Origin of the sequence: Lachnoclostridium sp. An14 (assembly GCF_002160755.1) — a bacterium.
In the GTDB taxonomy this organism is placed as follows: Bacteria; Bacillota; Clostridia; order Lachnospirales; family Lachnospiraceae; genus Lachnoclostridium_A.
In genome coordinates this window covers 21989-44243 of record NZ_NFLE01000020.1, presented here as the reverse complement: position 1 = coordinate 44243, position 22255 = coordinate 21989, and the positions used below count along the sequence as shown (strand labels likewise).

The 22255-nt window shown below is 57.4% G+C and carries 21 protein-coding genes and 2 pseudogenes; 19 read left to right on the top strand and 4 right to left on the bottom strand.

Annotated elements, in window-relative coordinates; all coding sequences use genetic code 11:
• Nucleotides 1-9 precede the first annotated feature (9 nt).
• From B5E84_RS12155 to B5E84_RS12125, 7 genes and pseudogenes are all read left to right on the top strand, one after another.
• Nucleotides 10-1281, top strand: a complete 1272-nt coding sequence (locus B5E84_RS12155; protein WP_087223108.1) for an NAD(P)/FAD-dependent oxidoreductase — start codon at nucleotides 10-12, stop codon at nucleotides 1279-1281.
• A 1-nt stretch (nucleotide 1282) separates the two neighbouring features.
• On the top strand, nucleotides 1283-1651 hold the full coding sequence (locus B5E84_RS12150; RefSeq protein ID WP_087223105.1) for a DUF1667 domain-containing protein: 369 nt from the start codon (nucleotides 1283-1285) through the stop codon (nucleotides 1649-1651).
• 122 nt (nucleotides 1652-1773) lie between these two features.
• Complete coding sequence (locus B5E84_RS12145; RefSeq protein ID WP_087223103.1) at nucleotides 1774-2502, top strand: glycerophosphodiester phosphodiesterase; 729 nt, start codon at nucleotides 1774-1776, stop codon at nucleotides 2500-2502.
• Complete coding sequence (locus B5E84_RS12140) at nucleotides 2499-3062, top strand: glycerol-3-phosphate responsive antiterminator (protein ID WP_330374244.1); 564 nt, start codon at nucleotides 2499-2501, stop codon at nucleotides 3060-3062. Before B5E84_RS12145 ends, B5E84_RS12140 begins: the two co-directional genes overlap by 4 nt.
• A gap of 429 nt (nucleotides 3063-3491) precedes the next feature.
• Complete coding sequence (locus B5E84_RS12135) at nucleotides 3492-5333, top strand: cation:proton antiporter (RefSeq protein WP_087223100.1); 1842 nt, start codon at nucleotides 3492-3494, stop codon at nucleotides 5331-5333.
• Nucleotides 5334-5414: 81 nt separating this feature from the next.
• Nucleotides 5415-5534, top strand: a pseudogene (locus B5E84_RS21410) (N-acetylmuramoyl-L-alanine amidase); the annotation flags it as partial.
• A 199-nt stretch (nucleotides 5535-5733) separates the two neighbouring features.
• Nucleotides 5734-6858 (top strand): DUF4317 domain-containing protein, encoded by a 1125-nt coding sequence (locus tag B5E84_RS12125; RefSeq protein ID WP_087223099.1) that lies wholly within the window; start codon nucleotides 5734-5736, stop codon nucleotides 6856-6858.
• Here B5E84_RS12125 and B5E84_RS12120 read toward each other — a convergent pair.
• Both B5E84_RS12120 and asnA read right to left on the bottom strand, forming a co-directional pair.
• Entirely contained in the window at nucleotides 6855-7802 is a 948-nt protein-coding gene (locus B5E84_RS12120) for a diguanylate cyclase domain-containing protein (protein WP_087223097.1), read from the bottom strand. The two genes, B5E84_RS12125 and B5E84_RS12120, sit on opposite strands and share 4 nt — an antisense overlap.
• Nucleotides 7803-7916: 114 nt before the next feature.
• A complete protein-coding gene (asnA, locus tag B5E84_RS12115; protein ID WP_087223095.1) occupies nucleotides 7917-8924 on the bottom strand; it encodes an aspartate--ammonia ligase in 1008 nt (335 codons plus the stop codon).
• A 273-nt stretch (nucleotides 8925-9197) separates the two neighbouring features.
• Here asnA and B5E84_RS12110 point away from each other — a divergent pair, with 273 nt between their 5' ends.
• From B5E84_RS12110 to B5E84_RS12055, 12 genes and pseudogenes are all read left to right on the top strand, one after another.
• Nucleotides 9198-10268, top strand: coding sequence for an L-threonylcarbamoyladenylate synthase (locus B5E84_RS12110; protein WP_087223093.1), 1071 nt, complete (start codon nucleotides 9198-9200; stop codon nucleotides 10266-10268).
• A 46-nt stretch (nucleotides 10269-10314) separates the two neighbouring features.
• Nucleotides 10315-10809 carry a deoxycytidylate deaminase gene (locus B5E84_RS12105; protein WP_087223091.1) on the top strand — a complete coding sequence of 165 codons (495 nt, stop codon included), beginning with the start codon at nucleotides 10315-10317 and terminating at the stop codon, nucleotides 10807-10809.
• 8 nt (nucleotides 10810-10817) lie between these two features.
• Nucleotides 10818-12518 carry a B12-binding domain-containing radical SAM protein gene (locus B5E84_RS12100; RefSeq protein WP_087223089.1) on the top strand — a complete coding sequence of 567 codons (1701 nt, stop codon included), beginning with the start codon at nucleotides 10818-10820 and terminating at the stop codon, nucleotides 12516-12518.
• Nucleotides 12519-12533: 15 nt separating this feature from the next.
• Nucleotides 12534-13175, top strand: a pseudogene (gene nth, locus B5E84_RS12095) (endonuclease III); the annotation flags it as partial.
• 152 nt (nucleotides 13176-13327) lie between these two features.
• On the top strand, nucleotides 13328-14056 hold the full coding sequence (locus tag B5E84_RS12090; RefSeq protein WP_087223085.1) for a 3'-5' exonuclease: 729 nt from the start codon (nucleotides 13328-13330) through the stop codon (nucleotides 14054-14056).
• Between the two features lie 145 nt (nucleotides 14057-14201).
• Complete coding sequence (locus B5E84_RS12085) at nucleotides 14202-15878, top strand: VanW family protein (protein WP_087223083.1); 1677 nt, start codon at nucleotides 14202-14204, stop codon at nucleotides 15876-15878.
• A 19-nt stretch (nucleotides 15879-15897) separates the two neighbouring features.
• Nucleotides 15898-16482: an AIR synthase family protein gene (locus tag B5E84_RS12080; protein WP_087223081.1), complete on the top strand. Its 585-nt coding sequence runs from the start codon at nucleotides 15898-15900 to the stop codon at nucleotides 16480-16482.
• Nucleotides 16483-16599: 117 nt separating this feature from the next.
• Nucleotides 16600-17082 (top strand): Lrp/AsnC family transcriptional regulator, encoded by a 483-nt coding sequence (locus tag B5E84_RS12075; RefSeq protein ID WP_087223079.1) that lies wholly within the window; start codon nucleotides 16600-16602, stop codon nucleotides 17080-17082.
• A complete protein-coding gene (locus B5E84_RS12070) occupies nucleotides 17079-18257 on the top strand; it encodes an aminotransferase class I/II-fold pyridoxal phosphate-dependent enzyme (RefSeq protein WP_087223077.1) in 1179 nt (392 codons plus the stop codon). Before B5E84_RS12075 ends, B5E84_RS12070 begins: the two co-directional genes overlap by 4 nt.
• Before the next feature lie 6 nt (nucleotides 18258-18263).
• Nucleotides 18264-18755, top strand: a complete 492-nt coding sequence (locus B5E84_RS12065) for a tRNA (cytidine(34)-2'-O)-methyltransferase (RefSeq protein WP_087223075.1) — start codon at nucleotides 18264-18266, stop codon at nucleotides 18753-18755.
• 5 nt (nucleotides 18756-18760) lie between these two features.
• Entirely contained in the window at nucleotides 18761-19834 is a 1074-nt protein-coding gene (gene fliB / locus B5E84_RS12060) for a flagellin lysine-N-methylase (protein WP_087223073.1), read from the top strand.
• Between the two features lie 96 nt (nucleotides 19835-19930).
• Complete coding sequence (locus tag B5E84_RS12055) at nucleotides 19931-20326, top strand: pyridoxamine 5'-phosphate oxidase family protein (protein WP_087223072.1); 396 nt, start codon at nucleotides 19931-19933, stop codon at nucleotides 20324-20326.
• 49 nt (nucleotides 20327-20375) lie between these two features.
• On the opposite strand, the gene B5E84_RS12050 is transcribed toward B5E84_RS12055, so the two are convergent.
• Nucleotides 20376-21731, bottom strand: coding sequence for a permease prefix domain 1-containing protein (locus B5E84_RS12050; RefSeq protein ID WP_162612858.1), 1356 nt, complete (start codon nucleotides 21729-21731; stop codon nucleotides 20376-20378).
• Nucleotides 21718-22065 (bottom strand): PadR family transcriptional regulator, encoded by a 348-nt coding sequence (locus B5E84_RS12045; protein WP_087223068.1) that lies wholly within the window; start codon nucleotides 22063-22065, stop codon nucleotides 21718-21720. Before B5E84_RS12045 ends, B5E84_RS12050 begins: the two co-directional genes overlap by 14 nt.
• Between the last annotated feature and the right edge of the window lie 190 nt (nucleotides 22066-22255).

The following is a 22255-nucleotide window of genomic DNA, read 5'->3' as shown; positions in this document are numbered from 1 at the left end:
GGAATTCATATGCTGAAGGAAGTTCATGATATTGTAATTATCGGAGGAGGCCCCGCCGGACTGGCAGCAGCCGTTGCGGCGAGAAAGGCAGGGGTGCAGGATATTCTGATCCTGGAGCGGGACAGCAGCCTGGGCGGTATCTTAAACCAGTGTATTCACAACGGATTTGGCCTGCACACCTTTAAGGAGGAGCTGACCGGGCCGGAGTACGCCTCCCGCTACATCGCCATGGTGGAGGAGGAGAAGATTCCCTACCGCTTAAACACCATGGTCATTGACATCAATGAGAACAGGGAAGTGACCGTAATCAGCCGCGAGAACGGCATGGAGACCATCCAGGCAGGAGCGGTGATCCTGGCTATGGGATGCAGGGAGAGGCCGAGGGGCGCCTTAAACATTCCCGGCTACCGCCCGGCAGGCATTTACTCCGCCGGGACGGCGCAGCGCCTGATGAACATTGAAGGCCTGAGCGTGGGCAAAGAGGTGGTGATCTTAGGCTCCGGCGACATCGGCCTGATCATGGCCCGCCGTATGACCTTAGAGGGGGCGAAGGTAAAGGTAGTGGCAGAGCTGATGCCCTACTCCGGCGGCTTAAAGAGAAACATCGTGCAGTGCCTGAACGACTACGGCATCCCGCTGAAACTGAGCCATACCGTAGTGGACATCCAGGGCAAGGAGAGAGTGACCGGCATCACCCTGGCAGAGGTAGGCCCGGACCGCAAACCGATCCCCGGCACGGAGGAACATTACAGCTGTGACACCCTTCTGCTCTCCGTGGGCCTGATCCCGGAGAATGAGCTGACCAGAGGAGCCGGCGTGGAGATGAACCGCGTCACCTCCGGCCCCAACGTAAACGACCAGCTGGAGACCAGCGCGGAAGGCATTTTCGCCTGCGGCAACGTGCTTCACGTGCACGATCTGGTGGACTACGTTTCCGAGGAAGCCACCCTGGCCGGAACCAACGCCGCCGCTTACGTTCAGAACAGGCGGAGTGAGGGCGAGGCCCATCCGGTGACCTTAAAGGCGGAGAACGGTATCCGCTACACCGTACCGCAGACCATTGACATGGAGCATATGAACGACAAGGTAGTGGTGCGTTTCCGCGTGGCGGACGTCTATAAGGACCGGTATGTGAGCGTGTACTTTGACGGGGAGCGGGTCGCTCACAGAAAGAAAAAAGTGCTGGCGCCCGGTGAGATGGAGCAGGTGATCCTGAAGAAGGAAGAACTGCAGAAGTACCCGGATCTGAAGGAAATCGTGTTCTGTACGGAGGTGGAATAGGATGGAAAAGAGAGAACTGATCTGCATTGGCTGCCCGCTGGGCTGCCCGGTGACTGTGACCATGGACAAAGAGACGATCACCGTGACCGGAAATACCTGTAAACGGGGAGAGGACTACGCGAAGAAGGAAGTGACCAACCCCACCCGTATCGTGACCTCATCCGTCCGCGTAAACGGCGGAGAGCTGGCCATGGTTTCCGTAAAAACGAAGGAAGACATCCCGAAGGGAAAGATCTTCGACTGTATGGCGGAGATCCGCAGCGCGGCTGTGGAGGCGCCCGTTTGCATCGGCGACGTGATCATCGAGAACTGCGCGGGCACCGGAGTGAGCATTGTGGCCACGAAAAACGTGAACCGCGGGAAGGCTTAAGCGGAACTATTTGAAACAGACCCTGATTTATGATATGATGAACAGAAAGGAAGCTCCTGTGAACTGCCGCAGGGGCTTCCAAAATTCATGAGGGGAACCATGAGATAAAGGAGGATGTGGAGATGAAGGTATACGCGCACAGAGGGTACAGCGGAAAGTATCCGGAGAATACCATGCTGGCGTTTAAGAAGGCGGCGGAGACGGGATGCGATGGCATTGAGCTGGACGTGCAGCTCACCAGCGACGGCCAGGTGGTAATCATCCACGACGAGAAGATCGACCGCACCACGGACGGCACCGGAAATGTGAAGGATTATACCCTGGAGGAGTTAAAGAAGTTTAACGCCGCGGCGTCCTGGAACGGAAAATATGGATTTGAGCCGATTCCGACCTTGGAGGAGTATTTTCAGTGGGTAAAGGACACGGATCTGGTGACCAATATCGAGATCAAGTCCGGCGTTTACTACTATGAGGAGCTGGAGGAGAAGACCCTGGCTCTGGTGAGGAAGTACGGCCTGGAGAAGAAGATTATTTTTTCCTCCTTCCTCCATTCTTCCATCACGCTGCTGAGGAAACTGGCTCCGGAGATCCCCTGCGGCGCCCTGGTGGAGTACGAAAACCTGGGAAATCCTGGATATTACTGTGAAAAGTTTGATTTCCAGTATTACCATCCCGGTATGAAGGCCCTGACCGAGGAGATGGTACAAAGCTGCAAGGAGCACAACATTCCTCTGAACGTGTGGACCATCAACGATATGGGCGCGCTGGAGCAGCTGTATGAGTGGGGCTGCGAGGGCGTGATCAGCAACTTCCCCGGCGTATGCAGGGGATGGCTGGACAGCAAGCAATGATGAGGGCGGTAGACCTTCTGGAGCTGTCCCCGGTGATAGCTGCCATCAAAGATGACCGGGGGCTGAAACGGTGTTTTGATACGGAATGCCAGGTAGTATTTATTCTGTACGGGAATATTTGCAATATTAAGGAGATTGTGGCCGCCTTAAAGGCCCATGGAAAGTACGCCATGGTGCACGCGGACCTGGTTCAGGGGCTGGGCTCCAAGGAAGTGGCCATTGACTTTATCAAGGAGCAGACCCAGGCAGACGGGATCATCAGCACAAAGCCGATCTTAGTAAAGCACGCCATGGAGATCGGGATGATCGGCATTCTCCGGGCGTTTATTATCGACTCTATGGCGGCGAACAACACAAAGAAACTGTTGGAGAGCTACAAGCCGGATATGATAGAGATTATGCCGGGAGTGGCCACGAAACTCATCAGGGTAATCCGAGAGGGCACGGACATTCCCATTATCGCGGGCGGGCTGATCTCGGAGAAGAAGGAGATTCTGGACGTGTTCGCGGCGGGGGCAGACGCCATTTCCACCACCAATGAGGGGCTGTGGTTCGTTTAACTGGAAAGCCATGGATGGGTCATGGATAAATTGCACAAAAGGTTGACATTCTGAGGGAAAAGTGTTATGCTATCCTGACAAAACAGAAGATGTTGTATATTGCGGAACAGAGAGGGAGAGAGAGCAGTATAGGCACCGATTTTCGTGTGCCCATACTGCTTTTTGTATCATGGGAAAAGGGGTTTCCTGTGATATAAAAGCCTTTGGCGGAGCGGTTTGCCCAGGGGAGAATGGGCGGCCGGCGCGGCCGTGGAAACGGAACGGGAGCGCTGCTGCTGTCCGGCGGAAAATGGCGGCTGGCGCGGCGCGGAAATAGAGCGGGAGCGCTGCTGTCCGGCGGAAAATAACGGCTGGCGCGGACACGGTTCGCCAAAGGCACGGGGGGACGCAGGACGGTCTGTTTTAAAACGAAATAAGGGGGTATTACCAATGCAGAACTTTTTGACACAATTCAGCGAGAGCACGGAAATTCTGATGATTCTGTCAGTCATCCTGTTTGCCGGTTTCGTCATGACGAGGCTTACGAATACCTTGAACCTGCCGAAGGTGAGCGGCTATATTCTGGCGGGTATCCTGATCGGCCCGTGCTGTATGGATTTTATACCGAGCAACGTCATCACCCACATGGCCTTCGTCAGCGATCTGGCCCTGGCCTTCATCGCTTTCGGCGTCGGCAAGTTTTTTAAGAGAGAGGTGCTGATGCGCACAGGGCGCGACGTGGTGATCATCACGCTGTTTGAATCCCTGGTGGCGGGAGTTCTCGTCACTCTGCTTTTAAAATTCATGTTCCGGCTGGACTGGCCCTTTGCCCTGGTGCTGGGCTCCATCGCTACGGCGACGGCTCCCGCCAGCACCATGATGACCATTAACCAGTACAAAGCCAAGGGAGAGTTTGTGGACACCCTGCTTCAGATCGTGGCCCTGGACGACGTGGTCTGCCTTCTGGCCTTCAGCGTGGTGTCCGCCATCGCCAACGGTCTGGCGGGAGACGGGATCAGAGCCAACGACATCGTGATCCCCATTGTGCTGAACCTGTTGGCCATCCTGTTCGGATTTTTCTGCGGCTACTTCTTAAGCCAGCTGCTGATCCCCACCAGGAGCAAGGACAACCGTCTGATCCTGGCCATTGCCATGCTGTTAGGAATCTCCGGCATCTGCGCGGCGGTGGACATTTCCCCGCTGCTGTCCTGCATGGTGTTCGGAGCTACCTATATTAACCTGACAGAAGACAAAAAGCTGTTCCGCCAGATCAACAACTTTACGCCGCCGGTGATGTCCCTGTTTTTCATCGTTTCCGGCATGAATCTGGACGTGAAGGCGCTGGCGCACGTGGGAGTGATAGGAGTTGCCTATTTTGTAATCCGTATCATCGGAAAATATCTGGGAACCTACGTCAGCTGTCAGATGCTGGGCAAGGACGAGAAGATGCGAAACTACATGGGCCTAGCCCTTATTCCTCAGGCCGGAGTGGCCATCGGTCTGGCGTTTCTGGGGCAGCGGCTGCTCCCGGAGGAGACGGGCACCCTGATGCTCACCATTATTCTTTCTTCCTCTGTTTTATACGAGATGATTGGCCCCATCAGCGCGAAACTGGCGCTGATCTTCTCCGGCAGCATCAAGGGCGCCAGGATTTTGGAGGCGCCGCCGAAGGAGGAGACGCTGGACGCGAGAAAACGGCGCAAAGGCGGGGAGCACGCGGACGAGGATCACGGGGCGGACGTCCATGAGGAGGAGAGCCACCTGGAGGAGACGGAAGAAACGGAAGATGACGGCCACGGAGAGGGCGGCGAGCCTGCCGGAACCTGCGAAACCGGTGAAACCGGCGGGGAAGGCCGGGAGAGTGAGTCTCCAGAAGAAGACGGAGGGGCGGAAGACCAGGAAAGTGAGTCCTCGGAAGTAGATGGAGAGGCGGAAGACCAGGAAAGCGAGTCCCCGGAAGAAGACGGAGAGCCGGAAGACCAGGGAATTCTCGCGGAGGACGGCCAGGAGGAAACCGCTCTTGAGGAAACGCCCGCGGAACATGAGGAGGAACGGGAAACCGGGAATACCGTCGCTGACAGCCTGAAAAACGACAGAAAAAAGGCCGGAGGACATAAGAAAAAGAAATCGTCTGTTTCCGGTTCCGGAAAGGGCAAGGCCAAACCCATGCGGGATTTCGCCGATATTGTGAATGAGATGGCGGAAGGCGTGAACGAGATGGATGACCTGGATGTGGAGCGGTGTTTCCCGGAGGAGATGGAAAAGAAAAAGAAACGGAAAAAGAAAAAATAATGGCCGGAGCCATGATCCAGAGGGCAGCTGCGGCCGGTTTTCCCACAGCCGGCCGGTGTTAGTCGCGGATGCACATAAGGGGAATGCGGGTTCCTAAGCAACCGGGCCGAGGCGGAAAAGCTGGGGGACGAGGACTACCAGGACCGTCTGGCCTGGACGATTCATATGGGAATTATGGAGTATTTAAACGGCGTGAAATGAAAGGGCGGGCGGCGGATCCGGGAGATTCGGCCCGCCCTTCCCGCGCGCCCGTTCCCCCGCCGGATTCCCTTGCAATTTCCGCCGGAATGTTTTATCCTGTCAAAAGGAACCTGCGTTCCCCGCCACAGAAGGCCTTTAAGGTTTCCGGCGGGAGGCGCGTTTTCGCCCTATGTACACACAACTCAAAAGGAGACAAGCCATGATCAAAAAAGAAATTCTGGAGATAAAAAAGCTGTTCCGCATGGAGGACTGCTGCCTCACCCGCATCTGCGGCTGCTATGTGGATTATGAAAAGACGAAAAAGCTGGAGTTTAAGGAGACCTTCCTTGCCCTGCCGGAGGAAGAAGGGTTTAAATATCTGAAACTCTTTAAAAAAGCTCTCTCCGGCACCCTGGGAAGAAATCTGCAGAACGTGGATTTCCCCCTGGCGGAGGAGACGGAGGGAGGACGGCAGCACTTTTTATACCAGGTGCGGGAGTCCCAGCTAAAGGATGAGGAGCTGCTGGATCAGATGTACGACCGCATCATCGAGACTTATCCCTTCGGGGAGAATTACCTGATCCTGATGATCCACGGCCTTTACGACGTGCCGGGAAAGGCGACGGACGGCACCACCATGGAGGACGCCTCCGACATCGTCTATGAATTCGTGCTGGGCTGCGTCTGCCCCGTAGCCCTCTCAAAGCCCGGCCTCTGCTACAACGAGGAGAACAACCACATCGAGGACCGCTCCCGCGACTGGCTGGTGGGAGAGCCCATGACCGGTTTTCTGTTCCCCGCCTTCAACGGGCGCCAGGCGGATATACATAGTATGCTCTACTACTCCAAAAAGGCGGCGGACCTGCAGCCGGAGTTTGTGGAAAATATGTTTGGCTGTCCCGCCCCGGTGGACGCCGCCACCCAGAAGGAAATCTTCAACGCCGTCATCCAGGACACCCTGGGAGAGGACTGCAATTATGAGACGGTGCGGGTCATCCACGACAATTTGCAGGAGATGATCATCGCCCACGAGGACGATCCGGAGCCGCTGGAGCTGTCCGGCCGGGATGTGAAACGGCTGCTGGAGTTAAGCGGAGTGCCGGAGGAGAAAATGGAGCATTTTGACCGGGAATACGCGGAGACGGCAGGGGAGAAGACCTCCCTTCTGGCGGATAATCTCACGGATTCCCGGAAATTCAGCATCAAGACGCCGGACATCACCATCCAGGTGAGCCCGGAGTGCGCCGGGCTCATAGAAACCAGGGTGATTGACGGCAGGAAATGCCTGGTGATCGCGGTGGATGACCGCGTGGAAGTGAACGGGATGCCGGTGCAGGGCATCTAGGGGCAGAGAATTCTGTAGCCGTTTTTCGTGGTGTTTTTCACGGAATAGAGGGCTTTGTCCGCCCGGTTTATGGCGCTCTCCAGGGTCTCGCCTGGGAGGACGGCAGTTCCGCCTAAGGAGACCCCGGGCCAGCTGCCGTCCCCTGGGTCCGCCGCTCTCACGGTCTCCAGGATGCGGGCGGCCAGATGGGAGGCGTCTGTCTCGTCGCTTAAGCTGTCACAGAGAAGGAGAAATTCGTCCCCGCCCATCCGGCAGGCAATGTCGCCGGAGCGGATGTTGGAGAGCAGGATCCGGGCCATCTCTTTGAGCACGTGGTTGCCGGTGACGTGGCCGTAGGTGTCGTTGGTTTTCTTGAAATCGTCCAGGTCCAGGATAAAGAGCCAGCCGCCGTTTTCGCTCCATGCGGGCCATTTCCCCTCCAGGGTGGTGTAGTTGATCAGGCCGGTGAGGCTGTCCCGCTGGGCCAGCCAGGCCATTTCCTCCGCCGTCTTCTGGGCCTGCTTTACCTGCTCCGTCAGGGTTTTCGGGTAGAACTCCCCATCCATCTGCTCTTTGTTGGGAAGGGACTGATGGAGGTGCACCACCTTCCAGCCCTCGTCCGTTTGGCGGAAGATCAGGGAAAAGCGGCTGTCCATGTCGATGTGGATCTTCTGATCCTCGCTTTCCCACCAGATGTGGATGCCGCCGTACACAAAGCAGGCGTCAGGGCCCAGCTCCTTCTGCTCGCACCAGAAATCTTTAATCTGAAAGGAAATATCCTGTCTCTCGGAGATTTCTTCCCCCAGGGCCAGGGCAAAATCTTCCATGTTCGTATAAAATTCGTGTTTGCCGGTTCCGATGATCACACAGTCCGGCGCCAGGATGCCAAGGGCCTCCCGGTTTTCCTTCCTTCCGGCTGTGAGGTAAACTCTCCACAGTTCCTCCGTAACTTTGCAAAAATCCATTTCCGATCCCCCATTTCCCCAAATGATTGTGCTGAATGACTGTGAGTATAGAAAAAGTACCCCGTAGGCGCGGATTCTGCCGTCCTCACAGGGTACTATGTATGTGTTCTGCCCTTACAGAAGGAAAATATCGTGGGACGCGCATTCCTCACGCATTCCCTCCGGCCAGATGCTGGCCTGCACCTCACCGATGTGGGCGCGGCATAAGAGCAGCATACAGAGACGGGACTGGCCGATGCCGCCGCCGATGGTGTAGGGCAGCTCGCCGTCCAAAAGCATTCGGTGATAAGGCAGTTTCTCCCGCTCCAGGCAGCCGGCCTTCACAAGCTGCTCATGAAGGGAGGTCTCATCTACGCGGATTCCCATGCTGGAAATCTCCAGGGCGCGCTGCAGAGGCTCAAACCAGAACAGGATGTCTCCGTTTAAAGCCCAGTCGTCGTAGTCCGGGGCGCGGCCGTCGTGGCGCTCTCCGCTGGCCAGCTTGTCGCCGATCTGCATGAGGAATACGCAGCCGTGCTCCCGGCAGATCAGATCCTCTCTCTCCTTGGGAGTCTTATCCGGCCAGCGGTCCTCCAGCTCCTGGGTGGTCACAAAGGTGATGTCCTTGGGCAGATGGTTTACCGCGTCCGGGTATTTGTACCAGACCTCGTGCTGCATATGCTTGATGATCTTGAAAATGTTGCGCACCGTGTCCTGTAAGGTCTCTAAGTTCCGGTCCTCCTTGCGGATTACCTTCTCCCAGTCCCACTGATCCACGTAGACGGAGTGGAGATTGTCCAGCTCCTCATCCCTGCGGATGGCGTTCATGTTGGTGTAAAGGCCTTCGCCTACCTGAAATCCGTACTCTTTTAATGCCATACGTTTCCACTTTGCCAGGGATTGAACCACCTCCACGGTCTCTGCCGGGATGGCGGCCATATCAAAGGCAACGGGCCGCTCCACGCCGTTTAAGTCGTCGTTTAAGCCGCTGCTTTTCGGGACGAAAAGGGGAGCGGAAATTCTCTCCAGGTTCATCTCTTTTCCAAATTCCTTCTGGAACGTATCGCGGATGTATTTGATGGCTTCCTGCGTCTGGCGGATGCTCAGCTTCGGATCATAGTCTTTTGGAAATATCAGTGCCATATCGCTACCTCCTTAAAATCATGTTTTTTACGTCATAGGAAATGGTACTCTCTATGACATAAAAGCCTCCGGTGGGAGGCGCACACTTTCTTATATTATCAGAGAGCGCTGGAGAATGCAAGGAATTTCGCGTGAAGCCGTTGCGGGCGGGCCGGAAAATGTGGTATGGTATGAAATAGACGCCTGGAAAGGAGCAGGTGCGGGAAAAAACGGCAGAAACCGCGTCCCGCCTGCGTTTTCGCCCAGGCAGAGGAAAAGAGGCACAAAGAGAAAATGGAAACGAAACGAATCACCATAAAAGACAGAGAACATCCCCAGGACGGGGAGCTGCGGGAGGCGGCTGAGATTTTAAGAACGGGCGGCCTGGTGGCCTTCCCCACGGAGACGGTCTACGGCCTGGGGGCAAACGCCTTAGACGAGGAGGCGGCAAAGCGGATCTACGCCGCCAAGGGACGTCCCTCGGACAACCCGCTGATCGCCCACATCGCCGGCGAGAGCGGGCTGGCGCCTTTGGTGTCCAGGATCCCGGAGGCGGCAAAAAAGCTGATGGAGGCCTTCTGGCCGGGGCCTCTGACGATGATATTTCCAAAGAGTGAGGCGGTGCCCTACGGCACCACCGGCGGCCTGGAGACGGTGGCGGTGCGGATGCCAAGCGACCCGGTGGCAAACCGGCTGATCGCCCTGGCAGGCGTGCCTGTGGCAGCCCCCAGTGCCAACACCTCCGGACGGCCAAGCCCCACCACGGCGGATCACGTCTGGGAGGACATGAACGGAAGGATTGAGATGGTGGTGGACGGCGGCCCGGTGGGAATCGGCGTGGAGTCCACCATTGTGGATGTGACCGGGGAGGTGCCCATGGTGCTGCGGCCAGGAGCCATCACCATGGAGATGTTGAGAGACCTTCTGGGAGAGGTGGAGATAGACCCGGCCATTATTGGCCCCATGAGCCCGGACGCCCATCCCAAGGCGCCGGGGATGAAATACCGCCACTATGCCCCGAAAGCGGATATGACCCTGGTGGAAGGCGAGCCGGAGGCCATGGCGGAGACCATCTGTCTTCTGGCTGGAGAGAGCCTGGCCCAGGGAAAAAGGGTGGGGGTGATCTGCACGGAGGAGACCAGGCATTTCTACCCGGAATCCCTGATGGAGAAGACGGTGGTCCGCAGCATGGGCCAGCGGGCGAAGGAGGAGACCATCGCCCACAACCTCTACGCCGTGCTCCGGGAGTTTGACGAGCTGGACGTGGACTGCATTTACTGCGAGGGCTTTCCCAGGACAGAGCTGGGGCAGGCCATTATGAACCGCCTTACCAAGGCGGCAGGCCACAAAATCATACAGGCGTAAATAACGCTATACAGGCAGAACGATCACAAATAGGAGGAGAGATTTCATGTCACAGAAACGGATGGATTATATTTCATGGGACGAGTATTTTATGGGGGTCGCCATGCTGGCGGCAAAGCGCTCCAAGGATCCCAGCACGCAGGTGGGGGCCTGCATCGTGAGCCAGGACAACAAGATCCTGTCCATCGGCTACAACGGATTTCCCAAGGGCTGTTCCGACGATGAATTTCCCTGGGGCAAGGAGCATGAACAGGACGATCCCTACAATGCCAAATATTTTTACACCACCCACAGCGAGTTAAACGCCATTTTAAACTACCGGGGCGGCAGCCTGGAGGGCAGCAAGCTTTACGTCACCCTCTTTCCCTGCAACGAGTGCGCTAAGGCCATCATCCAGGCGGGCATCAAGACCCTGATTTACCGGGAGGACAAGTACGCGGCCACCCCCTCCGTCCGTGCCTCCAAGCGGATGCTAAACGCCGCCGGGGTGCGCTACTACCAGTACGAGGCCACAGGCAGGAAAATCCTGCTGGAAATGTAGGGGCCGGAATGCGGTGCCTGCTGGCGGCGTTAAACGCCAAATACATCCATTCCAACCTGGGGGTTTACAGCCTGAAGGCCTACGGGGAAAAACAGGTTCCCGGCCTTTTGGTGGAAATCGGGGAATACACCATCAACCATCAGATGGATCAGGTGCTGCAGGATCTGTACCTGCGCAGGCCGGATTTTCTCGGTTTCTCCTGCTATATCTGGAATATTTCATATGTGCTGGAGCTGGGGCGGGATCTTTCCCGCCTTTTGCCCCATACGGCCATCTGGCTGGGCGGGCCAGAGGTGTCCTGGAGGGCTGAGGAGCTGATGGCCGAGGAGCCTTGGATCGCGGGGGTGATGGCCGGCGAGGGCGAGGCCACCTTCGCGGAGCTGATGAAGGTCCTGACGGAGGAAAAAGGCGGGCTGAAGGACGTGGACGGCATCGTCTGGCGGCGGGGGGATACCATTGTGAGAAACCGGCCGCGGGCGCCCATATCCATGGACGAGCTGCCCTTTTGCTACGACCGGCTGGAGGATTTTAAAAACCGCATCATCTACTACGAGAGCAGCCGCGGCTGTCCATTTTCCTGCAGCTACTGCCTTTCATCCATCGACAAATCCGTGCGGTTCCGCAGCCTGGAGACGGTGAAACGGGAGCTGGATTTCTTTCTGGATCACGGTGTCCCCCAGGTAAAATTCATCGACCGCACCTTCAACTGCAAAAAGAGCCACTCCATGGCCATCTGGAACCACATTTTGCGCCATGACAACGGGGTGACCAACTTCCACTTTGAAATCTCCGCCGACCTGCTGGACGAGGAGGAGCTGGAGCTTTTGGGGAAAATGCGTCCCGGCCTGGTGCAGTTTGAGATCGGCGTCCAGAGCACCAATCCAAAGACTCTGGCGGCGATCCGCAGAAAGACAGATTTAAAACGGCTGGAAAACGCTGTGGCAGCCATTAACCGCGCCCACAACATCCACCAGCACCTGGATCTCATCGCCGGTCTGCCCCACGAGGATTACGAGAGTTTCCGCCGCTCCTTCGACGGCGTGTACCGGATGAGGCCGGAGCAGCTGCAGCTGGGATTTCTGAAGGTGCTAAGCGGCTCCTACATGATGGAGGCGGCCGAGGAGTACGGTCTGGTGTACCGCGGCTGCCCGCCCTATGAGGTGCTGCGTACCCGCTGGCTCTCCTACGACGAGGTCATCCGCTTAAAAGGGGTGGAGGAAATGGTGGAGGTCTATTACAACAGCCGCCAGTTCACGGAGACCATAGAGGCCCTGACGGAGGAGTTTGACGGGCCGTTTCGCTGCTTTGAGGCGTTGGCGGATTATTATGGAAGGAAGGGGCTTTCGGGGATGAGCCACAGCCGCCTGGCCCGGTACGAGATTTTGTACCGGTTTGTCCAGGAGCAGGGGTTTGACGGAGCCAAATACCGGGATCTGCTGATAACGGACCTGTATTTGCGGGAAAATGCCAAAAGCCGCCCCTTTTTCGCCCCGGATCTGCGGGAGCATAAGGAGGAGCTGCGCCGTTTTTACAGCGGCAGGAAGACGCGGCAGAGCATCCACGCGGAGCCGCTGGAGGACGGGCGAATCCTGGTATTTGACTACAACTGCCGGGATCCCCTGACGGGAAACGCCGCGGTGCGGGAGGAGAGACGGGAAAACGGTTCCCGGCCGCCTCACAAATTGGAATCACAAGGAATAGAAGGGTAAAAAAGGACAGACAATATGGCAAAACGAGAGACAAAGGCGGAGCGCTCCGCCAGGGCGGCGGAGGTGTTAAGGCGGCTGGACGAGCAGTATGGGACGGAGTTTCGCTGCTATCTGGAGTATGAGACGCCGTGGCAGCTGCTGATCGCGGTCATTTTAAGCGCCCAGTGCACCGATGCCAGGGTCAACATCGTCACCAGGGATTTGTTTAAAAAGTACGACACCCTGGAAAAATTCGCCTGGGCCAGCCAGGAGGAGCTGGAGCGGGACATTCACTCCATCGGATTTTATCACATGAAGGCGAAAAATATCATTTCCTGCTGCCGCACCCTGGTGACGGAGTACGGAGGCCAGGTGCCGGAGACGGTGGAGGAGCTCACCTCCCTAGCCGGAGTGGGCCGGAAAACCGCCAACGTGATCCGGGGAAACATCTACCATCAGCCAAGCGTTGTGGTGGATACCCACGTAAAGCGGATTTCCAGGAAACTGGGTTTCGCGAAAGAGGAAGATCCGGAAAAAATCGAGTATGAGCTGATGAAACTTCTGCCGGAGGATCATTGGATTCTGTGGAATATCCACATCATCACCCTGGGGCGCACCATCTGCACCGCCAGAAGTCCCAGGTGCGGGGACTGCTTTCTCCAGGATCTCTGCCCCGGGGCAGGCGGAAAGAGCGGCGTTTCCGGGAAGGCGGCCATAGGAACGCCCTCCGCTGGCCAGCGATCCCCCAGAAAGGCATCTGCCGGAAAACCGTCCGTTTCCAAAACCGCCCGCCGGTCTGTCGCGGAACAGACGGAACAGGGAGAGACCCCATGACCGCCGCGGAGCGCTCCTACATCGCCGTAGACTTAGAGACCACCGGCCTGAATCCAAAGGAGGAGCGGATCCTGGAAATCGGCGCGGTGCGGGTGGAGCAGGGGCGGGAGACGGCTGTGTTCTCCCAGCTCATAAACCCCAGGCGGGAGATTTCCCCGCGGATCGTGGAGCTTACGGGAATCACGGAGGAAATGGTGAAAGACTGCCCGGAAATCGGCGGCGTGCTGGGGGATTTCCTGGAATTCTGCGGCGACCTGCCCCTTTTGGGGCACCGGGTGATCTTCGACTACAGCTTTTTAAAACGGGCGGCGGTAAACCGGGGCCTTTCCTTTGAGAGAAACGGCATCGACACCCTGACCCTCTGCCGCCGTTTCATGCCGGAGGAGGAAAAAAAGAACCTGGGGGCCGCCTGCCAGTATTTCGGCATCCCGCTGGAGAACGCCCACCGGGCCGTTTCCGACGCCGCGGCCGCCCATCAGCTCTATCAGAAACTGGCCGGCCTCTACGAAAACGGCCAGGAACAGGCATTTTTTCCCAGACCCCTGGAATATAAGGTAAAAAGGGAACAGCCGGCCTCAAAAAGGCAAAAAGAAGTATTGCGTGATTTATTAAAATATCATAAAATAACACTATCTGCGCAAATTGACGACTTAAGTCGCAACGAGATTTCGCGGATCACGGACAAGATTATTTTGAAATATGGAAGGATCCTGCAAAAGAGGTGATAAAAATGGATAAGAAAAAGAGAAAGATTGTGTCCACGATCGTAGTGATCATTTTGATCCTGGCGATGGTGCTTCCCATGGCATCCGCCATCTGGTCTGTATTTTAATTTTTAACGGCTGTGGGAACGGCTGATTGAGGAGAACTATGAAAAATCGGATTTGGAAAACAGGACTTCTGACGGCCTGCCTGGCCGGCGGCCTGATGTTTGGCTTTGGGGCGGACGCCCAGGCGGCGGGACTTCCCGACGGCCTGCGGGCCGGAGGCCAGGAATTAGGCGGCTTGAGCAGACAGGAGGCCGATGAGAAGATTGAGGAATATGTAAGCGGACTTCAGGACAGGAGCGTCACCATCCAGGCCGGGGACAGGACCTTAGAGACCACGTCCGGAGAGCTGGGGCTTTCCTGGAGCAACCGGGACGTGGTGGAGGAGACGGTGGCCAGCCTGACGGAGGGCAACCTTTTAAAGCGCTACATGGCCCTTACGGACCTGGAGCAGGAGGGGGCGGAGATCCCCGTGGAGACCGCCGTGGACGAGGCAAAGCTGGCAGCCCTGGTGGAGACCACCTTTGACGGCATGGACGGCAGCGCCAAAAACGCCTCCATCACCAGAGAAAACGGGGAGTTTGTCATCACTCCTTCAGAAAAAGGAATTGCCGTGGATACGGCGGCGACGGCTCAGGTGGTAAACGCCGCCCTGGCGGAGGCCGGGGACGGCCCCCTGACGGTGGAGGCCGTGGTCAGCGAGCAGGAGCCGGAGATCACCACGGAGATGCTCTCCACCATTCAGGACGTGCTGGGAACCTTTACCACGGATTTCAGCAGCAGCGGCTCCGCCCGGGCGAAGAACCTGGAGGTGGGAGCGCAGAAGTTAAACGGCCACGTGCTCATGCCGGGAGAGACCATTTCCGGCTACGAGTGCCTGCAGCCCTTTACCAGGGCAAACGGCTACGAGCCTGCGGCCTCCTATGAAAACGGCCAGGTGGTAGACAGCATTGGCGGCGGCGTCTGCCAGATTTCCACCACCATGTACAATATGGCTCTGGCGGCGGAGCTGGAGATCACCCAGCGCCAGAACCATTCCATGATCGTGACCTACGTAAAGCCGTCTATGGACGCGGCTATCGCGGGCACCTACAAGGATTTGAAGGTTACCAATAATTACAGCACGCCCATCTACATCGAGGCGTATACATCGGGAAGAAAGCTCACCTTCACCTGCTACGGCCAGGAGACCCGGCCGGAGAACCGGAAGGTGGAGTACGTGTCGGAGACTATCAGCCGCACCGATCCCGGCGCTCCCATCGAGCGGGTGAACAACGCTCTCGCTCCCGGAACCAGGAGAAAGGTTTCCTCCGGCCACACGGGAATCCGTTCCAGACTCTGGAAGGTGGTGACCGTGGACGGCGTGGAGACGGAGCGCACCCTGTTAAACAATGACACCTACAACGCGTCAAAGGCGGTCTACGAGGTAGGCCCGGCGGCTCCCGCGGAGACCCCGGCCCCGGTGGAGGAGACTCCCGCTCAGGATACCCCGCCGGCTACGGAGCCCCAGCCCTCTGAGGGCCTGGACGGCGGCCCCGGCGTGGGCCTTGGCCAGGGCGGCAGCAGCCAGCCCGCTCCCACTCCGGAAACTCCGGCTCCTGCGCCGGAGACCCCGGCCCCGCCGGCGGATCCCGCTCCTGTGACGCCCTCTCCGGAAACTCCGGCCCCGACCGGCGACCCGGCTCCCGTGGATCCGGTTCCCACCGCCTGGGCAGTTCCGGAACATGGCGAACGGCAGGGGAGCTTTTCACCGGCAGCCGTTTCCGCTTACGTGGCGTGACGGCCGGACGGAAACGCCAATGAGAAAGATTGAGAGAGAAAACACCGGCCTTATGGAGCCGGGGCAGGATCTGGTGGCGGTGGGATACGCAGGAGCGGAAGGCTCGGCGGCCATCGTCAGGGCAAGGCGGGAAGAACTGATTTCCCGGTTTTCTGAGGCTTATCTGGAGCAGGCCGCAGGCGGCTTTGACTGGGAGCTGCCGGATCAAATCCGGTACTGGGAGAGCCTGGGGGCATCGGAGTACGAGCCAGCGGGAGAAGGCGGCATACTGGCGGCCCTCTGGCGGCTGTCCGGGGCTTACAGCCTGGGAATCGAGTTTTCCTTAAGGGCCATTCCCCTGCGCCAGGATACGGTGGAAATCTGTGAGGAATACGGCTTAAACCCATACCGGCTGTTATCCGGCGGCTGCGGGGTGGCGGCCGCGGCAAACGGCGGACGCCTGGCGGAATCCCTTCGGAGAGAAGGAATCCCGGCGGCAGTGATCGGCCGGGTCAAAAGGGGAATCGCCAGGGAGATCACCGGAGGAGAGACCGTAGGCTATCTGGAACGGCCCCAGGAGGACGAACTGAAAAAAGTGCTCCCCCACTGGTTTGACGGGGAGTGAAAAAGTGAAACGGGCATTTTCACTGCCCGGAATGGAGTATGACGCCGTGCGCGGGCAGGAATTTTCTGCTTTCGCACGGCTTATCATCAATAGGAAGAAAATAAGGAGGCATGAGCGATGAGAGAAAAAATCTTAGCGGTAATTGAGAAAAACAGCAGAATTAATCTGAAGGATCTGGCGGTCCTGTTAGGGGAGAGCGAGGCAGCGGTGGCAAATGAGATCGCGGATATGGAGAAGGAGCACATCATCTGCGGATACCACACCCTGATCGACTGGGACAAGACCGGTGAGGAAAAGGTGACTGCCCTGATCGAGGTAAAGGTGACTCCTCAGCGGGATATGGGCTTTGACAAGATCGCGGAGCGCATTTACCAGTACAACGAGGTAGAGGCGGTGTACTTAATGTCCGGCTCCTTTGACTTCACCATCATTCTGGAGGGAAAGACCATGCGCCAGGTGGCCCTGTTCGTGTCGGAGAAACTCTCTCCCATCGACTCCGTGCTCAGCACCTCCACCCATTTTATTTTGAAGAAATATAAAGACCACGGCACCATTATGCAGAAACCAGACAAGGACGAAAGGATGTTGATCAGCTTATGAGGAACCCATTATCAGAACGAATTGTAACCATTCCGCCGTCCGGGATCCGGAAATTTTTCGACATTGTGAGCGAGATGGAGGATGCCATTTCCCTGGGCGTGGGCGAGCCGGATTTTGACACTCCGTGGCACATCCGGGAGGAAGGCATTTACTCCCTGGAAAAGGGCCGCACCTTCTACACCTCCAACGCCGGTTTAAAGGAGCTGAAGGTGGAGATTGCCAACTACCTGAAACGGCGCCAGGAGCTGCTCTATGATCCGGATAAGGAGATCATGGTGACCGTCGGCGGCAGTGAGGCCATCGACGTTGCCCTGCGGGCCATGCTGGATCCGGGAGACGAGGTGCTGATTCCCCAGCCCAGCTACGTGTCCTACGTGCCCTGCACCATTCTGGCAAACGGCGTGCCGGTGCCCATCGAGCTGGAGGAGAAGGACGAGTTTCGCCTGACCCCGGAAAAGCTCCTGGAAAAGATCACCCCGAAGACGAAAATCCTCATCATGCCCTTCCCCAACAACCCCACCGGGGCCATTATGGAGAAGGAGGACCTGGAGAAGGTGGCAGAGATTGTCATAGAGAAGGACCTGTTTGTAATCTCCGACGAGATATACAGCGAGCTTACATACAAGGGACAGCACGTTTCCATCGCCTCCATTCCCGGAATGCGGGAGCGGACGGTGCTGATCAACGGATTTTCCAAGTCCTACGCCATGACCGGCTGGCGCCTGGGATACGCGGCGGCGCCGAAGGAGATCCTGGGCCAGATGTTAAAAATCCACCAGTTTGCCATCATGTGCGCCCCCACCACCAGCCAGTACGCGGCGGTTTCCGCCCTGCGAAACGGCGATGAGGATGTGGAAATGATGCGGGAGTCCTACAATCAGAGACGGCGCTACCTGGTGAACGCCCTGCGGGAGATGGGGCTGGAGTGCTTTGAGCCTTACGGCGCCTTCTACGTGTTCCCCAGCATTAAGAAATTTGGCATGACCTCCGACGAGTTCGCCGTCCGCCTGCTGAACGCGGAGAAGGTGGCGGTGGTGCCGGGTACGGCCTTCGGCGACAGCGGAGAGGGATTCCTGCGCCTGTCCTACGCCTATTCCCTGGAGAGCCTGAAGGTGGCTCTGGACCGCATCCGCCGGTTTGTGGAGCAGCTGGAGAAAGAGCAGGGGCTGAGGTAAAACGACATGAATATTGTGCTTTACGAGCCGGAAATGCCGGCCAACACCGGAAACATCGGCCGCACCTGCGTCGCCACGGACACCAGGCTCCACCTGATCGAGCCTCTGGGCTTTAAGCTGAACGAGAAGGCCATCAAGCGGGCTGGCCTGGACTACTGGCCGAAACTGGACGTGACGGTTTACAGCGATTTCCAGGATTTCCTGGACCGGAATCCAGGGGCGAAGATCTACATGGCCACCACCAAGGCGCCGAAAACCTACACGGAGGTGGAGTACGAGCCGGACTGCTTTATCATGTTCGGGCCGGAGAGCCGTGGGATTCCGGAGGAGATCCTTCTGGAAAACCAGGAAACCTGCGTGCGCATCCCCATGTGGGGAGACATCCGTTCCCTGAACCTGTCCAATTCCGTGGCCATTATCCTCTATGAGGCCCTGCGGCAGAACGGTTTCGAGAACATGAAACTGGAAGGAAAGCTGACGAAATACGATTGGAAATGAGTGTCATGGAGCTGATAAAACCGTCCTATTATGATGAGTTTCACTGCATTGCCTCCGCCTGCCGGGATAGCTGCTGCATCGGATGGGAGATCGACATTGACAGGGAAAGCTTAGAGCGGTATAAGCAGGTGGATGGCCCCCTGGGAGAACGGCTGCGCCGGGCGGTGACGGAGGATGGCTGTTTCCGGCTGACGGGAGAGGAGGAGCGGTGCCCCTTTCTGAACGGAGAAGGGCTCTGCGACCTGATCCTGGAGCTGGGAGAGGCATCCCTCTGTGAAATCTGCCGGGAGCATCCCAGATACTATGAGTGGTACGGCTCCCTGAGAAAGGAGGCCGGCATCGGACTCTGCTGCGAGGCGGCGGCCCGGCTGATCCTAAAGGGCGGCAGCCTGGAGCGGACAGCCCCGGAAACACCGGAGCCGGGAGACGAGGTGGACGGGGAGCTGTTTTCCCTGCTGGACGGCGCCAGAGACAGAATGCTCGCCGTTTTGGCGGAGGAAAGGCTGTCTTTGGAGGAAAAGGAGCGGGAGATTTGCCGCATGGCGGAGGAGACGCAGCGGGCGGTGGATGAGGGATGGAGATGGGACGATATGGAGACTGTGCCAGCGGCTGGGGCAGAGGTTCCGCGGCCGGACCTTTCCTGGACGGAAAGGCTGTGCCGGGAGCTGCTGACCGTCTTATCCCGCCTGGAGCCCATGGATCCCGCCTGGCCCGGCCAGTTGGCGGCCATGGAAGGACGGCTGCCGGAGCTTTTGGCGGCGGTTCCGGAATTTCTCTCCCGCCACCCCCAGAGGGAGAGAGAATACGCCAATCTGCTGTCCTATTTCCTGTTCCGCCATTTTCTGAAAGCGGCCTTTGACGGAGAGGCACTTCCCCGGGCCCTGGCAGCCCTGGCGGGGGTACAGGTGGTTTGCCTGCGGGATGTATTCCTTTGGCTGACGAAGGGCAGCTTTTCCTTTGAGGACGGCGTGGAGAGCGCCAGGCGCTACTCCAAGGAGCTGGAATACTGTGAGGAAAACCTGGAGGCCCTGGAGCGCTGGTGCGGGGAGCGGTGGAACGGCCGCTATGAAACGAATTAGTGACTCACAAACTTCTTAATATCTTGTTTTTCCCCCGCAGCTGTCCTACACTGAGTGCAGTTTAAAAACAAAGAAAACACTCAGGAGGTAAGTGCCATGTTAAACGAGAATGTGAGAAAGGTATTAAAGGAAAGCCTGTGGGATCTGGCCACCTGCGCCGGAAATGAGCCGAATGTGGTTCCGGTGGCGTTTAAGGATGTGACGGAGGACGGAAAGCTGCTGGTAGGCGACGTGTTCCTGGAGACCACGTTAAACAACCTTCAGGCAAACGACGGCCGCATCGCCATTTCTGCCTACAACCCCCAGAACCTGGAAGGCTATCAGATCAAAGGCCGGGCGGAGTACGTCACCGAAGGCGAGGTGGTGAACGCGTTTAAGGCCATGGTGGAGGAAATGTTTCACGGAGCCGCCACGGCGAAAGGCGCATTGATTATTACGCCGGAGAAGGTGATTGTGACGACGCCGGGGGGAGAGAATAAGAAGGAGCTGTAAAAAAGACAGCAGATGCGAACACCCAAAAGGGCAACGCATCTGCTGTTTTTCATTCCTCCTCTTTCTCCACTTCCAACTTCACCTTCACCCGCACTTTTGTCTTAAACTCCGGAAACTTTCGCACCTCCCCCACCACGTCCTTATACCGGTAAATGCTCAAAAGCAGGCCGGAAAAGCTGTAAGTGAGGATGGACGCCCGCAGCCCGTAGGAGAAAAACGGGAGATAGGTCTGGGCGAAGATGAGGATGCCGAAGTTGGTCAGGATGTAGTGGAGGGTTTCGATGCCGAACACGCAGCCGCAGCCAAAGCTGATCATCCATCCCAGCTCGTTGGTGAGGCGGGAGGAGAGGCGGAAAATGCGGGCCACGCCGCCTAAGAGGGCCAGCACCACGGCGGCTCCCGCCAGATAGCCGTAGCAGGAGACCACGTACGTGAAAATGTAATCCGTGAAGATATAGGGCAGGCGCTCCGCGATGGAACTGCCGGAGTTCCCCAGAGGCTTTGCGGCGGAGAGCAGCTCTTGGGCCGCGTGGGCGACATAATTGAAGGTGGTGTCTCCACGGCCGGAGAACATGGAAATCATGGCCATCAGCCGGTCATACTGGTACGCCGCCAGACCCCCAAGGCAGATAAAGAGAATGGGTGCCAGGCAGACCGCCGCCCACAAAAGCCCGATCGTCCGTTTTATTGGAACGCCAAACCACCCCCGGTGCACCGCCGCCGTGATCATAATGAGGATGGTCAGGGACAGGAAGGCGGTTACGTTGTATAAGCCGGTGCACCGGATGCCGAGGAGAGCGGTGAACACAAACAGCAGCAGGCATTTGCAGAGCCCTCTCCAGCCCTGCATCCGGTAGCGGTAGAGCAGTCCCGCGAAAACCGGCACGTACAGGTAAAGGGTGAGCTGGATGTAGCCATGGCTGCCGTTTCGCAGCGGCGCGAACAGGCCGGCCCACAAAAAATAGACGGTGAGCAGCCCCCAGAAACGGAGGGCGTATTTCCCCACGATGGTGTAGTCCAGAAAATACAGAACCGCCATCACAATCAGTCCCACGACGGTATAAACACAGTGTCTTGGGAAATAGTCAACGTATGTGTAATCTATGGACAGCTGGTTCATCTCATACTGCAAAAACAGGCCGATGACGCTGAAAACAGCGATGAAAATGAGAAATTTCCAGTCAGGGCGCGGCCGGTGGATCCGGTCCATCTCCATGCCCACGGTCACCGGGTCTCCCATCTGGCGGATGCTTTCCTTCAGCGCCGCATCCTCGTCCATCCCGCCGGCCATAAACGCCTCTTTCTGGTCTAAAATGTGGGCGGAAATCTCCTCCGCCACCAGAGACCTGGCCTTTTTGCAGCGCATCTGAGCCGTCAGGGTATTCAGGTAATCAGACAGTCCCATAGGCATTTCCTCCAAAGCTCAGCACCCGTGCCACGGCCCCGGCGTACTCGTTCCACTCCTCCGTCTTCTGCCGGAGAAACCGGCGCCCCTCCTTGGTGATGCGGTAATATTTCCGGATTTTGCCGGAACAGTCCAGCTCCCGGCAGGTGAGATGGCCCTGGGAAACCAGGGTGTGGAGCAGGGGATAGAGGGTGCCGGCCTTCAGCTCAAACACGTTTTCAGACCGCTTGGCCAGAGTGTCGATCATCTCGTAGCCGTACATTTCCTTTTCGGACAACAGTTTTAGAATGAGCAGCGTGGTACTGCCGGATATGAGACTTTTGTCAACTGCCATAAAACGTCCTCCTTTCACCGGCGCGAATAGTTACATATAGAGTTCATATGTAGAACACCGATATACTGTGAAATTAATTATATATTGATTATCTATATATGTCAATCGAAAAATGCGCCGCGGCGTACGCATTTTCACAATGTTTGTCCCATTGTCTGTGTACCGCGGCGCGTATTCATTTTCACTGTGC